Origin of the sequence: [Flexibacter] sp. ATCC 35208, assembly GCF_001975825.1 — a bacterium.
Classification (GTDB): Bacteria; Bacteroidota; Bacteroidia; order Chitinophagales; family Chitinophagaceae; genus Chitinophaga.
This window is the reverse complement of sequence record NZ_MTKN01000017.1, coordinates 1-14,700: the sequence shown is the minus strand read 5'-3', so window position 1 is coordinate 14,700 and position 14,700 is coordinate 1. Positions and strand designations below refer to the sequence as shown.

Here is a 14,700-nt window from a genome sequence, read left to right as displayed (position 1 = left end):
AACGTAATTCGTAATTTCCATCTTCTATGTCAAGAATTCTGATTCTATTCGCGCACCCGGCCTTCGAAAAATCAAGGGTCCACCATCAGCTGCTGGCCACTATCCGCGGTATGCAGGGGGTGACTGTGCATGATCTGTACGAAACATATCCTGATCTCAACATCGATGTAAGACAGGAGCAGGGGCTATTACTGCAACACGATATTATTTTATTCCAACATCCTTTTTACTGGTACAGTGCACCCGCCATGATCAAGCAATGGCAGGACCTCGTGCTGGAGCATGGCTGGGCCTATGGTCGTACGGGTACGGCTCTCCGGGGCAAGCGCATTACGAATGTAATTTCAGCCGGGACCATGGAGACCGCCTATCAGAAAGACGGATGGCACCAACATCCATTGACCGATTTTCTGTTGCCATTCAAACAGACAGCTACACTTTGTAATATGCAGTATCTGGACCCATTCGTGGTGTATGGCACTCACCAGATGGATGCCACCGTCATCAGTGAACAGGCAATCAGTTACAAACAATTTCTGGAAAACTTAAGGGACCGATAACTATGGAGCATTCATACTTTTTTATAACCATGATCTATCTGGCAGCGGCAGTGGTGTTTATTCCCATTGCCAAAAAGCTGGGCCTGGGCTCTGTACTGGGTTATCTGCTGGCAGGGGTAGTGATTGGACCTTCCCTCATGGGTTTTATTGGCAGTGAAGGACAGGATCTTATGCACTTCGCAGAGTTTGGCGTGGTGATGATGCTGTTCCTGATCGGGATAGAATTAGAACCTGCCTTGCTATGGAACCTGCGGGCACCGATATTGGGACTGGGGGGATTGCAGGTGTTGATCACTACAGCAGCGGTAGCGGGTGTAGCCTTGTTGCTGGGACAACCACTCAATGCTGCACTGGCATTGGGCATGATCTTATCCCTTTCTTCCACAGCGATTGTGCTGCAAAGTCTCAAGGAGAAAGGACAGTTGTCTTCTGCTGCCGGTCAAAGTGCATTTTCAGTATTACTGTTCCAGGATATCGCAGTTATTCCGATGCTGGCGGTTTTTCCACTGCTGGCAGGGACCTCTTCAGAGGGTGGCAGCCATAGCGAGTCATCATTAAGAGATAATTTACCAGCATGGGGACAAACGCTGGTGGTACTGGGAGCTGTGGTCGTGATTGTGGTAGCAGGGCGGTACCTGTTAAGACCCTTATTGCGCATTATTGCTGCGACAAGGGTAAGAGAGTTGTTCACAGCATTTTCTTTATTGCTGGTAGTGGCTATATCTGTGCTCATGTCGCTGGTGGGATTGAGTCCGGCACTGGGTGCCTTCTTAGGTGGCGTAGTACTGGCGAATAGTGAGTATCGTCATGAACTGGAAAGTGATATTGAACCATTCAAGGGGTTGCTGCTGGGACTGTTTTTTATGGCCGTAGGCGCGTCTATCGACTTCAAGCTGATACTGAGTATGCCTTGGGTGATTTTAGGGCTTGTAATAGGCTTAATGGCACTAAAGTCCCTGATACTGTTAGGGTTAGGCAAGATCTTCAAGGTCAAATTTGAGCAAAACCTGTTGTTTGCCATCGCTTTATCGCAGGTTGGAGAATTTGCCTTTGTATTGTTATCATTTTCCAACCAGAATAATATTCTGCCACAGGCTACTGTGAGTATACTCACGGCGGTGGTAGCGATCAGCATGGCGCTGACACCATTACTGCTACTGGCTTATGAAAGGTTGATACAACCCCGGTTCAGTGTGCAGCCTGCGAACACGCGGGAGGCTGATGAGATACAGGAAAAACATCCGATCATCATTGCCGGCTTTGGCCGTTTTGGTAATATAGTAGGCCGTTTTCTCAGGGTAAATGGAGTGAAAGCTACCATTCTCGACCTGGATTCTGACAGGGTAGATGCCCTGCACAACCTGGGCGTGAAGGTATATTATGGCGATGCAGCCCGCAGAGACATGCTGGAATCAGCAGGGGCTGCAGAGGCCAAAGTGATCATTGTAGCGATGGATACAGTAGAGCAGACGCTGGAAGTAGTACGGGTAGTGAGAAAACACTTCCCTCACCTGCAAATGTTGGTGAAGGCAGAGAACATACCGGATACTTTTGAGCTGATGGACCTGGGTGTACTACACATCTACAGAGAAACCCTGGATACTTCCCTGCGTATGGGAGCAGATGCCCTGCAGATGCTGGGTATCAGGGCATACCATGCATACAGGAATGCAGGCACCTTCCGTAAGCAGGATGAAAAAGCCATGAAAGGGCTATCTGCTATACGCGATGATAAAAAGCTGTATATCAATACTGTGAAGGAACGTATTGAGGAGTTGGAGAAACTGATGTCCGGCGAAAGAACAACCCGGTTTAATCCGTCTGGTTTGGGATGGGACGAACAGTCACTGATAGATGAAGCAAGGCAGGACGAGTAAGGAACCCTTACCCAGCCAGCGCTTCTTCAATCTTTTCAGCAATAAAGGCAATGAGTCCGTGATCTACTGATTTGGAGGAGTGGGGCACCTCACTGATAGCACGCAAGCGACCTTCTTCATCCTGTTCAAATATGACTTCGTGTTCTTCTACGGTAACTTTAAATGCAATCTTATAAGTCTGTACCCATGGCCGCACTTCGATGATGTGCGGTTTTCCTTTGTACTCAAATTTCAGAATAAAATTAAAATCCTCCATCGGACTATTTCCCAGTGTTTTTAATAATGGCGTCGGTTAACAAAGGTCAGCGGCCGGTTACACATCGATGCTTCCATCTATATCCATACTACGGTTGCGCATTCTTACTTTTTCATCTCTTGAGAGCTGATGTATGAACATCAGAGAGAAGAATGCAGCCGCACTAATGATGAAGATGTAGCCTATAAAGCCCAGGGTGTGAAATACCCGGAACCAGGCCCAATCGTTTGTGATAGCATATTGTGCTAATACGGCGAATACTGTTCCTATGGTAGCAAACGCAAATGCAATTCTCTTCATAAAGGTAAATTTTGGGATCCGGTTTTGATCTTTTTCCTTTTGGTTTTTTACAATACTGTCCAGATGCTGTTAAACAATGACAATTCCGATGCTAATATTTGGGGCAAACCCAATGCCACTGCATTAGGTAGCATAAAGGTACTATACCCAGGTATATCTTCGAGTATTTTTTTCCACATTTGTGGCAAAAAATGAAAATGTGAATAACTATTGTTGGCAAATTGTACACATATGCATATAGAAAATAATATATTGGCAACGGACATAAGAAAGCCGGAGTAAGAATACTCCGGCTCATTACCTAAACCTACAACTGTTACACTGTTAGTAACATATCTTTAATATCTTTTAGTGCATTGCACTTGCGTCTAGTTTACCTTGTTGTTTGTTGCTCTTCACCATGAGTACGAATGGTACACAGACGAGGAACAGGATGCCGAGATACAGGAACACATCCATATAGGACATTACTGTCGCCTGTTTCAATACGCTGTACTCAAGTCCCTGATAAGCACTACCCAACGCTGATTTCGTATCCATGCCCTTGCTTGCCCAGGAAGCTGCAGCGGAATGGACTCTGTTCATAACTTCAGGATTGTTGGTATCCAGCTTGCTCACCAGGTCCATACGGTGCAGCTCATTACGTCTTGACACGAAGGTCGTAATCAGTGCCACCCCGAAGGAACCTCCCAGCTGACGCATCATACCCGTGAATGCAGCACCCTGACCAATCTGTTGTCCTTTCAGGGTAGAAAGAGACAGTGCTGTGATCGGGATAAACAGCATACCCATACCAATACCACGTACGATCAGCATCCAGAAGAAATCATCTTTACCTGTATCGGGAGTTATGATTTTGTATCCCCAGAAGCTATATACAAAGAACAGCACCATACCTGCGGCTACCAGATACTGATTAGGTATCCCTTTTTCCAGCAGCTTACCAATCAGTGGCATCATAACAGCGGTCATCAATGCCGCCGGTATCATGAGCATACCTGACTGAGTTGCGGTCCATCCAAGCAGTCCCTGCGTATACAGTGGAATGATGAAAGTAGATCCGTACAGACCGAAACCTAACAGGAAGGATAGTAATGTACCTACCCGGAGGTTTGGATTCGCCAATACCCTTAACTCTACGATCGGATTTTTATATACCAGTTCTCTCCATATAAAGAAGAAGAAACCTAATACCGCAGCCACACCTAATACGAGGATGGTTGTATCGTTGAACCAGTCATCTTCCTGTCCGCGTTCCAATACATATTGCAGCGAACCAACGGCCATTGCCAGGAAGCCAATACCCCACCAGTCAATTTCACTCGCTGACTTCTTCTCTGCATATTTAGGACTACGTACGAACTGCAGTGTAAGCAGTGTAGCAATCACCCCGATTGGAATATTAATGTAGAAGATATATGGCCACGCGAAGTTATCTACGATATAACCACCCAAAGGAGGACCGAGGGTAGGTCCGATGATCACACCCAAACCATAGATGGCCTGTGCCATACCACGTTTTTCAGGAGGGTAGCTTTCAGTGATAATCGTTTGAGAAGTTACCAGCAGTGCACCACCACCTAAACCTTGTATAAAGCGGAACAATACCAGTTCCCACAATGTGTGTGCGTTACCGCAAAGGAAGGAGGAAATGGTAAAGATTATTATAGAAACTGCAAAGTAGTTACGTCTACCGAATTGTTGTGACAACCAGCTGGTCATCGGAACCACGATTACGTTACCAATCGCATACGCTGTGATCACCCAACCGATCTCACTCAAGGTAGCTCCCATATTTCCGCGCATGTCATTCAGGGCCACGTTCACGATGGTGGTATCCACGATCTCCAGCAAGGCGCAAAAAATGGCAGTGATTGTAATGATGACCCTGCGGGCACCATATTCTACCAGATTCTCTTGTTGCATGATGTTGAATTATTTTATAGTGATCAATCCGCAGATGTTCAATTACGAATTACAGCCAAGCGATATTTATATCCAGTCTGAAGTACGAATGTGAGTCCTTTCCCGTAATTCGTAATTGATCACCGGCGATTGAAAAATTAGTCGAGGTGAACATCCACCAACACGTTCATACCTGGGCGGAGTTGTTTAACTTCTGGCTGTGAAGATGCATTTTCGAATTCGATCTTTACAGGCAGACGTTGCACCACTTTCACGAAGTTACCAGAAGCGTTATCTGGAGGCAACAGTGCGAAACGAGCTCCGGTAGCAGGAGAGAAGGAAGCTACTTTCGCTTTCAGCGTTTTACCTGGAAAAGCGTCTACATGTACTTCTACTTCCTGACCTGGTTTCATTTTATCCAGCTGAGTTTCCTTGAAGTTAGCAACTACCCATATATCGTTGGATAATACTACGCTGAACAGGGATTGACCAGCCTGCACCAGCTGACCTGGCTGTACATAAATTTTTGACAGTTCACCATCTTCAGGAGCGAGGATGATAGTATAGCTCAGTTGCAGTTTTGCATTGTCTATTTCTGTCTGACGTTCTTTGATGATCGCTTTGGCAGCATTGATAGATTCAGCAGTAGCATTTGCCTGGGAACCAACAGCGCTGGTCTGGCGGGAAGCTACTTCTTTCTGCTCCTGCAATACTTTCAGCTGACGTTCAGCAGTTTGCTTTGTAGCCAGTGCCTGCTCATATTGTTGCTGAGTGATAGAATGATCTTTGATCAGGTTGTTGTAACGTTCGTAGTCCTGGTTTGCACGCCATACGTTTACTTCAGCAGCTTTGATCTGTGCATCTACAGCACCGATGTTAGCAGAAGAAGAAGCGATGTTGGAACGGGCAGCAGTAGTATTAGCAGTAGCTACAGATACCTGTGCTTCTGCTGCAGCCAGAGCGGCTTCAGCCTGTGCCAGTTTGATCTTCAGATCACTGTCATCGAGGATAACGAGGGTGTCGCCTTTCTTAACTTTCTGGTTATCTTTTACACGTACTTCTTTCACATAACCGGTTACACGAGGGATAACAGGGCTCACATTTGCTTCAACCTGAGCGTTATCTGTTTCTTCGTGGTGTTGACCATGAATATATTTAGTGATACCAAATGCACCACCACCTATTACCAACACGGCCAAAACGATGATGAAGGTGGAGTTCTTTTTCTTAGGCGCTTGATTTGATTGCGTTTCCATATAATGCGATATATGATATTAATAAGTTGTTACTGAGATAATTATTTACCGGTTGTAGTTGTGGTACCGGTCGTTGTAGTTCCTTCTGTACCTGCTTCGTTCAGCACACCTGCTGTTTCCAGTAATTTGGAGTAAGCAACCATTGCATCTGCTTTTGCGAACGCATAGTTCAGTTTTGCCTGGATATTAGCGACGTCAGCTTCGAGCAGATCGGTAGTCGTAGCGAGGTTATTTTCCTGCTTGTTCTTTACGATCTTGTAGTTCTCTTCGGCCTGGTCGATGGCTTTCTGGTACATATCGATCTTCTTCTGGTTTACCAGGTAGTCCTGATAAGCTCTGTTGATACTGATGTGAATGTTATCCTGCAGCATCTCTTCATTTACACGTACCTGCGCCAGCTGAATCTTAGCATCATCAACTTTCACACTGTTTTTCCAGAGGGAAGAAATATTATATTTCACACCTACACCTGCATTCACAGCATTGGTTACTGAGAAAGCATTAGGAATAGTCAGTGCTACATAACCACCAGTAATTGCTACGGAAGGATAGTATCCACCTTTTGCAGCTTTAACACCTGCGGTAGCAGCTTTTTCGCGAGCCTGTAGTGCAGCGTTATCTGTGCGATTGGTCATTGCTACCTGCTCCCATTCTGCTACACCTTTACCATTTGCTACCACCCCCTGGTCGTAAGTATCGGTTACCGCTTCCAGGTCAGTGCTTTCCGGAATACCCACCAGCAGGTCCATTGTGATGCTTGCAATTTTCAGGTTACTTTCTGCTTCCAACAGGGACACATCTACGTTTGATTGTTGCAGTTGTACTTTCAGCAGGTCGTTTCTTGCTACCAGCCCGTTCTTTTCGAGGTTGGTAAAGTCTGTTACACGCTGTTCCTGTTGTCTCAGGTTTTCTTTTACCAGTGCTACAGCCTGCTGTGCTTTGTACAGGTTGCTGTATGCATTGATAGTATTCTGGATAACTGCTTCACGATCTTTCACTGCATCCAGTCTTGCTGCTTCTGCCAGGTATTTGGCAGATTCTTTCTGGCTCTGGATCATGAAACCGGAGAAAACCGGGATGGATACATTGGCCAAAGCGTAGGCGAGAGAGTTTACTTTAGGAAAAGAACTACCGCTACCAGAGCTATCGCTGCTACCCCCCAGGAGTGGACCGTATATGTTTGGTGAGTTGATTCTGAGGTAGGAACCAGATACACTGGCTTCGGGTAATTGCGCGTTTTTAGCTTCTTTTACTGAGGACAAAGCCGCATCTATTTTGGTTTGGCTGAGCTTCAATTGTTTGCTGTTCTGAATACTAAGCGATATGGCTTCCTTCAATGACAGGGTTCTCTTTTCCTGCGCCTGACTGCCAAGGTATGACAGCGTCAACAATACTCCCACTGTCAGAGACCATAATCGCCTGTATGTGCTATTAAGCTTCATGGATAAGAATGGCTTTTAACAATTTTTTTAAATGATTACTGATATGTATAACAAGATGCTGCTGTAATTGATCATCTGTAAGATGCTCAAGCCCGGAAATTCTGGCAAAATGATGCCTGGTGGACATTATATGGTTGGTTGTACCTATCATAGTATTGACCATCATCAATATGTCGACCCCCTCATTGAACACCCCTTTTTCCTGCCCTGCCTTGATAAAGGAACTGATGATACCATGCACTTCCATTTTATTCTGGTGGATCAGGTCGTTCACCCCGAGATCAGCCTGAATCTGCGCGCGCATCATCATCAGATTAAAACAGGGATTATTGAAGATCCGTCCAACATATGTATCCACCAGCCTGTCAAAGCGGGTTTCGAACGTAAGTGACTCATCCGTCAGCACAGTTTCCAAAACTGATTTCCACCCCACGATCCTTTTCAGAAAAATCGCTTCAATCAATTTCTCCTTTGAACCGAAGTAGTAAGAAATCATCGCGATGTTCACATCAGCGGCATGAGCAATATCCCTGACAGAGGTTCCGTGAAACCCCTGGGAGGCGAACAGCTGTTCTGCTGCATCCAGGATTGCTAATTGCTTGTGATTGTATTCCATCTTCTACCGAATTGTGGGCACAAAGTTAAACAAACATTTAATTTAATCAAACGATCGTTTAAATATTTGGTAAAAAAGTGCGTTTTTAAGCTGATTTTAAGGTTGTCAAGGAAAATGTAGGTTAATATAATATGATCAGGCACGCGTGAATAAACTGGCAAGATGAAAATCAAAATGAACAAAATGGTTTAGTTGAGTCTGGTTAACTTAGGTAAAACAGCTTATTTGAACATATTGTCCATTGTTATAAGTTCTTTCTTAGAACATCCAAGATTGAACGTGCCAACTCCGGAGCATTGTCCAATGCTCTGGCTTTTTAACTGAAAATCATTAATATGTGCCAGCTTAACAGAATAATCATGAAACCGTATCAAGTTGCCTGCTTCGGAGAAATATTATGGGATATACTTCCAGATAAGAAATTGCCAGGTGGAGCCCCTATGAATGTGGCTTATCACCTGCAGAAACTGGGAGTACCAGTCGCGATGATATCGTCGACGGGGGATGATGCAGATGGAGATGACCTCCGACAGGTCATGCAACAGCTACAGTTGGATACCACCTTTATCCAGAGAGATCCGGCACACGAAACCGGAAAAGTGTATGCCCGCCTGGCAGCTACAAATGAAATGCAATACGAAATTGTACAACCAGTAGCCTGGGATTTTATACAGCCTTCTGCTGGCCTGCAGGAAATTGCAAAAACACCTGGATACCTGGTATTTGGGAGTCTGGCTTCGAGAAATGAGGTAAGCAGAGAAACCTTGCTGTCACTGCTGAATGGTGATCGTACACTGGTATTGGATATCAACCTGCGCCCGCCTCATTTTACACAGGAACTGGTGGAATTGCTTTTACAACAATGCCAGATCCTGAAGATCAATGAAGCAGAACTGAAACTGATAGGAGACTGGTACCAGTTTCCGGCAGATATGGAAGAAAGAGTCCTTGCATTTAGTCAGAAATATGACATACCTACCATCATCGTGACACTGGGTGATAAAGGGGCGGCTTTACTCGAAGACAACGTCTTTTATCAGCATCCGGGATATCGGGTAACGGTCGCAGACACGATTGGCAGCGGCGACGCATTCCTGGCTGGTTTCCTTTACAACAGGATTATCAATACACCACCAGCAATCACACTGGCTTACGCCTGTGCATTGGGGGCACTGGTAGCCTCGTACCATGGCGGTTGTCCGGCATATAATCCGGATGAAATCATTGCCCTGATCCAACAGGTAAAGTGATAGAATATTCTTAATTCATCAACAATTCATACCATCCATTGAGTTTACTTGAAAACCCCAGTTGACTTTTATTATATTTAACTCATGTCTCAACTTATCCGTCATGTGATTGCAGGATTGGGATTGGCCTGTCTGAGCCTCCCTTCCTATGCACAAAAGAAAGCAGCCTATCTGGCTCCCAGACAATATCAGGTTTATCAAACCACCACACCCATTAAGCTGGATGGAAAACCAGACGAAGCAGCCTGGCAAAAGGCTGAATGGAGTCAGGATTTCACAGACATAGAAGGGGATAAACAACCTGCTCCTGCTATGCGCACCAGACTCAAAATGCTGTGGGACCAGGATCATTTGTACATTCTGGCTGAACTGGAAGATGCCAATATATGGGCCACTCTCCACCAGCATGATACCATCATTTACCATGACAATGACTTTGAAATATTCGTAGATCCGGATGGCGATACCCACCAGTATTTTGAATTAGAGATCAATCCATATAATACGGTGATGGATCTGTTCATGCCCAAGCCTTACCGTGAAAACGGAGATGCCCTTATGAACTGGGATGCACAAGGCATGCGCACCGCTACACATATCGATGGCACACTGAATAAACCTGGCGATAAAGACAAAAAATGGACGGTAGAAATGTCTATTCCATTCAGTGCATTTGGTTTCTTTAACCAACATATCAGAATGAAAGACAGTACCATATGGAGAATCAATTTTTCCAGGGTAGAATGGGATACTGATATCGTGAATGGTAAATATGTAAAGCGTAAAGATAAAATTACCGGCAAGCCATTGCCAGAACATAACTGGGTATGGTCTCCACAGGGCATCATCAATATGCACGCACCAGAGAAATGGGGCTACCTGTTCTTCGTACAAAAACCGGTAGGCAGCACACCAGTTAAAATAGCTATCCCTGCTATCGAAGAAGCAAAGGAAAATCTCTGGGAAGTATATCATCAGCAAAATGCTTACCACCAGTCACACGGACGTTATGCTTCATCACTAAGTGACCTTGGTATCACTGAAACGACATTTACAGCCTATGGTATTACATATACATTGTCTATGGAAGCAATTTCAGGACAATTTACCGCTACGATCAGCGACAAGACAGGCGCGCACAAAGCCAGTATAGATCAGGAAGGAAAAGTAACAACCAAAAAACACTAACAACATTATTACAGGTCCAACACTATGAACAAACGTAATTTCCTTAAATCAATCGGCCTTGGCAGCGTAGCCATCATGGGGGCCGGACTTCCTGCTATCGTAAAAGCAGAAAAAACAGCTGATGCAGATGCTGCTGCTACCAAAATCAAACACCGCGTTTGGATCAATCCAGATGAAAAGGATACTGATGCAGACATTCGTCAGCGCTATGCGGCTTATAAAAAAGCAGGTATCGGTGACATCATGTTTGAAGCAGACAGCGAAAGACATTTCAGAATTGCAAAAGAGAACGGTATCAAAGCACACCGCTGGATCTGGACCATGAACAGGGGAGAGAAGGAGTTGCTGGAAAGCCATCCGGAGTGGTATGCGCAGAACCGTAAAGGTGAAAGCTGTGCTACACATCCTCCTTACGTAGGCTATTATCGCTGGCTCTGTCCAAGCAAACCTGAAACTGTTAACTATCTGAAAGAGCAGGCGGAAGCAGCATTGTCAAAAGATTATGTAGACGGATTACACCTGGATTATGTAAGATATTGTGATGTGATTCTGCCCGTAAACTTATGGAGTAATTATGGTATTGATCAGTCAAAAGAATTACCGGAATACGATTTCTGCTATTGCGAAACCTGCAGAACTAAGTATAAAGATCTGTATGGCAAAGATCCGCTGGAGCTGCAACATCCAGACCAGAGTCCTTCCTGGCGTAAGTTCAGGTATGACCGCATTACAAACGTTGTGACCAACCTGGCGGATGTAGCGAAAAAACATAAGAAACCTATTTCAGCAGCAGTATTTCCAACACCTGAAATTGCGAAACGCATTGTAAGACAGGATTGGACTAACTGGCCATTGAATGCAGTATGTCCCATGATATATCATGGATTCTACCAGGAAGGTGTGGGCTGGATAGGCGACGCAGTAGCTGAAGGTATCAGGGGATTGGATGGTCGTTTCCCACTGTATGCAGGTTTGTACTTGCCGGATTTCAATGGTAACATGGCTGACCTGGAGAAGGGTATCCGGCTCGCGATACAGCATGGTGCATCTGGTGTATCACTGTTTGGTGGTGTGACACCTGAGGTATTGCAGGCATTGCAAAAAGCGACTGTATAAACATTTCATTTTGCATTTGGTAAACAATAGTTCGGTAGTTTTTAAAACTTGGTTTCCAAAAGTGTGGATAAAAATAACTTTTTACAAAAGATATTAACAGGAGCAAAAAGAGAAGAAAAAAGGCAGTAAAATTTGGTGTGAAACAAATTATACAACCATTTTAATTTTTCACTCATGACGGTATCATTAATGAAGCTAACCTGTTGGGCCAGTTTGCCGGATAAGGAGCATACTCCTTTCTCCATGCGCAGTATCAAAACATGGTTCTATAACAAGCATCTGACCGAAACTATTTTTTCAAACTTAGGACTGGAGCTCAATTGCAATAAAATAAGAAAACTATACTCAAAGTGCCTAAATATTCGATCCATGGCCGCTTAATTATTACCGAACCATTGAATGATTGGTACCTAATCATAATTAGCACCTTAAGAACACGACAAAGCCAGAATGAAATGCTGTAAAAAAGAACCATCATGGGCCGGGCACCAACTGGTGCCCGGTCATAACTAGTCAGTTACTTCTTTATAATCAAATGAGCCAGTTCCGGATCATTCATAATGTGCATATATTCGGCATCTACCAGTTCCTGAATGTCGGCGCGGATATGCAGGAAATTCCGGTCCACCATTTCCTGCGTTACATCCCTAACTTCAGGTATAGGTTTGTAAGCAGCTTCCTCCGCCTGCAAAGCACAGGAACGCGAAAGTACGGCGGGTAGTATGGGTGGTAAGCCTCTTGGATATTTTCGTCCCCGTGGCTATTTCTTATAAATACAAATTATCGTGTTTAAACAAACTGGTAAAACTATACCGACAAACCTGGGTAATGCGCTAAAACCAATTATTAGCATTATGCACATCCTGACCATAAGCAGAATTCATCATTTGGTATAATTCTGCCTCTTCCGTCATTAAAATTGCATCAATAGTCTGTTTTTTAAAAAATATATTTGTTGACGTGGGGCACAACTGCCCCCTTTCATTCTTTATATATTGGGACAACATATACCCAACATCTTAAGATTAATACGTTTAACCCACTATGAAATCTTTAAGAACCTAATACCATGAGTTTTATATTAACCTAAATACAATTAAAATGAAAAAAAAGTACCTGGCATTTGTGTTTGTTATGGCAACATTTGTAGCATGTAAGAAGGAAGCCAACAACCCAGATCCACAAACTTCAAATTCCTCTACCATTGCCACTCTTGAAAGCAATTTTAATATTGCGAATCCTACAAAAGAAGGTTTAGTAAGTATTATAAAGTTCCTGGATAAAGCAAGTGTTGATGAAAGAAACAAATTATTGAAGAACATTTATCCAACGACTGAAACCAAAACGAACAGCAAAACTGCCAGTACTGAAAGCTATTCAGCATATGATATGGCAGGCACTATGTATCCTCTGGAAAATCCAAACTTTGATCTGGATGCCTATTATGAAACTGGTTATGGTCCTTATGGATTTTCTTTTATTTACACTTGGACCGTTTTAAAAAGTGCGATTTCTGCCTACATTGTGCAAGCGAAAGAAAGATGTGAAATAGCTGACTCAGGTCCAGTTTATGACAATCTTACAAGATATACATTTCAATCTATAGTACATCAGGGATCTGCTATTGTGGGTGTGACATTCGGCACCGGATGGGCAGAGACTGCTAGTGATATATATATGGGCGTTCATAATGCCTATTCAACAGTACATGGTAATCTTCAAGGTATTGGTTTTGTTCTTCCAAAGGAAGGAACCAGAGTTTTCAATGTTGGCGCTGTAATGGCATCAAACGGCGTTAGTGCAATGTAATAATGTAATATATCATTACTTATGTTTTTTATTAGGTTATTTCTGTCTGTATTATTAGTTTTTCCGCTGTTTGTTAATGCGCAAACAGCAGATAATGGTGTATTTGTCTATACGGTATGGTATAAACACACTCCTACTCAACAGATGAACATATTACTATCAGACACTATATTTGTTTATAATAAAATTGGTGTTGAAAAAGTAATGAGGAGCGTTGATACTGTTATGAATAATGAATTATTATCCAGAAAAACCACACTTGAGAAATATTATCGAATCAATTTCGACAAACGTGAATTTCAAGATCTTGGAAAGGAATTAACTTATAAAAAAGACGCAGGACTTCCATTTACCTCCCCCAAAGTGGGAATCGACTTCAGATACAAGTATTATAACGGTGAAAAATATGTAGCAACTGATACAACTATCGACCACAAATCCTGCAAAGTAATCAGATATGTGGCAAATTCGGATAGTCCGTTAAACGGAGGCAGAATAACTATTGTTTTATTAAAAATGAGAAACAAGTTCATTCATATAATACCTAATCTTGAAGACACTTTCAATGGCAGACTATTAAAATTTGACGCTATTGATAATAACAATGGAAGAATTTTTCTCATTATGGATCACATACCGCAGCTAAGTGACTATTGGAAAAAAATAATAAGCCGATAGAAAAGAAATTATAAAGGAAGGATCCCTATAATTTGGGGCTAAGCTGTGGCCCGGAAAGAAGGGCCTGACTAAAAAGTAAAACGAAGGCGTTCAGAATTGCGTAAAAGCAATTTCGGCTCCATTACCTACCCGAGAGGGGATAACCTTTTTGGTCAGCCCCTTTTCAGCAAACTATCCCTGATAAATTTTTATATGTCTTGAACTGCTACCCGCAACATCTTCTATTGATTCTCTAAATACTACACTTTATACAACCATTTTAATTTTTCACTCATGACGGTATCATTAATGAAGCTAACCTGTTGGGCCAGTTTGCCGGATAAGGAGCATACTCCTTTATCCATGCGCAGTATCAAAACATGGTTCTATAACAAGCATCTGACCGAAACTATTTTTTCAAACTTTGGACTGGAGCTCAATTGCAATAAAATGAAGTTGTTTACACTT

The 14,700-nt window shown here is 43.3% G+C and carries 14 protein-coding genes; 7 read left to right on the top strand and 7 right to left on the bottom strand.

Going from position 1 to position 14,700, the window contains the following annotated elements:
* Window positions 1–26 precede the first annotated feature (26 nt).
* Window positions 27–560, top strand: coding sequence for an NAD(P)H-dependent oxidoreductase (locus tag BW716_RS12610; protein ID WP_083722919.1), 534 nt, complete (start codon window positions 27–29; stop codon window positions 558–560).
* Window positions 561–562: 2 nt separating this feature from the next.
* The gene (locus BW716_RS12605; protein WP_083722918.1) at window positions 563–2,437 is read left to right on the top strand and encodes a monovalent cation:proton antiporter-2 (CPA2) family protein; all 1,875 of its coding nucleotides are present in this window, start codon (window positions 563–565) and stop codon (window positions 2,435–2,437) included.
* A 7-nt stretch (window positions 2,438–2,444) separates the two neighbouring features.
* On the opposite strand, the gene BW716_RS12600 is transcribed toward BW716_RS12605, so the two are convergent.
* The 6 genes from BW716_RS12600 to BW716_RS12575 all read right to left on the bottom strand — a co-directional run bounded on the left by BW716_RS12600 (window position 2,445) and on the right by BW716_RS12575 (window position 8,212).
* Window positions 2,445–2,693 (bottom strand): hypothetical protein, encoded by a 249-nt coding sequence (locus BW716_RS12600; protein WP_083722917.1) that lies wholly within the window; start codon window positions 2,691–2,693, stop codon window positions 2,445–2,447.
* Between the two features lie 57 nt (window positions 2,694–2,750).
* The gene (locus BW716_RS12595) at window positions 2,751–2,993 is read right to left on the bottom strand and encodes a hypothetical protein (RefSeq protein ID WP_083722916.1); all 243 of its coding nucleotides are present in this window, start codon (window positions 2,991–2,993) and stop codon (window positions 2,751–2,753) included.
* Between the two features lie 348 nt (window positions 2,994–3,341).
* On the bottom strand, window positions 3,342–4,919 hold the full coding sequence (locus BW716_RS12590) for a DHA2 family efflux MFS transporter permease subunit (RefSeq protein WP_083722915.1): 1,578 nt from the start codon (window positions 4,917–4,919) through the stop codon (window positions 3,342–3,344).
* A 137-nt stretch (window positions 4,920–5,056) separates the two neighbouring features.
* Entirely contained in the window at window positions 5,057–6,154 is a 1,098-nt protein-coding gene (locus BW716_RS12585; RefSeq protein ID WP_083722914.1) for an HlyD family secretion protein, read from the bottom strand.
* A gap of 41 nt (window positions 6,155–6,195) precedes the next feature.
* Window positions 6,196–7,596, bottom strand: a complete 1,401-nt coding sequence (locus tag BW716_RS12580; protein WP_083722913.1) for a TolC family protein — start codon at window positions 7,594–7,596, stop codon at window positions 6,196–6,198.
* Entirely contained in the window at window positions 7,586–8,212 is a 627-nt protein-coding gene (locus BW716_RS12575) for a TetR/AcrR family transcriptional regulator (RefSeq protein ID WP_083722912.1), read from the bottom strand. Before BW716_RS12575 ends, BW716_RS12580 begins: the two co-directional genes overlap by 11 nt.
* A gap of 359 nt (window positions 8,213–8,571) precedes the next feature.
* On the opposite strand from BW716_RS12575, the gene BW716_RS12570 reads away from it, so the two are divergent.
* From BW716_RS12570 to BW716_RS12560, 3 genes are all read left to right on the top strand, one after another.
* Window positions 8,572–9,462, top strand: a complete 891-nt coding sequence (locus BW716_RS12570; protein WP_083722911.1) for a carbohydrate kinase — start codon at window positions 8,572–8,574, stop codon at window positions 9,460–9,462.
* Window positions 9,463–9,546: 84 nt separating this feature from the next.
* Entirely contained in the window at window positions 9,547–10,650 is a 1,104-nt protein-coding gene (locus BW716_RS12565; protein ID WP_083722910.1) for a carbohydrate-binding family 9-like protein, read from the top strand.
* Between the two features lie 24 nt (window positions 10,651–10,674).
* Entirely contained in the window at window positions 10,675–11,766 is a 1,092-nt protein-coding gene (locus BW716_RS12560) for a family 10 glycosylhydrolase (protein ID WP_083722909.1), read from the top strand.
* Window positions 11,767–12,283: 517 nt separating this feature from the next.
* Here the strand turns inward: BW716_RS12560 and BW716_RS36750 are convergent.
* Window positions 12,284–12,457 (bottom strand): hypothetical protein, encoded by a 174-nt coding sequence (locus tag BW716_RS36750; RefSeq protein WP_179091109.1) that lies wholly within the window; start codon window positions 12,455–12,457, stop codon window positions 12,284–12,286.
* A gap of 410 nt (window positions 12,458–12,867) precedes the next feature.
* Here BW716_RS36750 and BW716_RS12555 point away from each other — a divergent pair, with 410 nt between their 5' ends.
* Window positions 12,868–13,575 (top strand): hypothetical protein, encoded by a 708-nt coding sequence (locus BW716_RS12555; protein WP_083722908.1) that lies wholly within the window; start codon window positions 12,868–12,870, stop codon window positions 13,573–13,575.
* 144 nt (window positions 13,576–13,719) lie between these two features.
* On the top strand, window positions 13,720–14,253 hold the full coding sequence (locus BW716_RS12550; RefSeq protein ID WP_143708837.1) for a hypothetical protein: 534 nt from the start codon (window positions 13,720–13,722) through the stop codon (window positions 14,251–14,253).
* The last annotated feature ends 447 nt before the right edge of the window (window positions 14,254–14,700 follow it).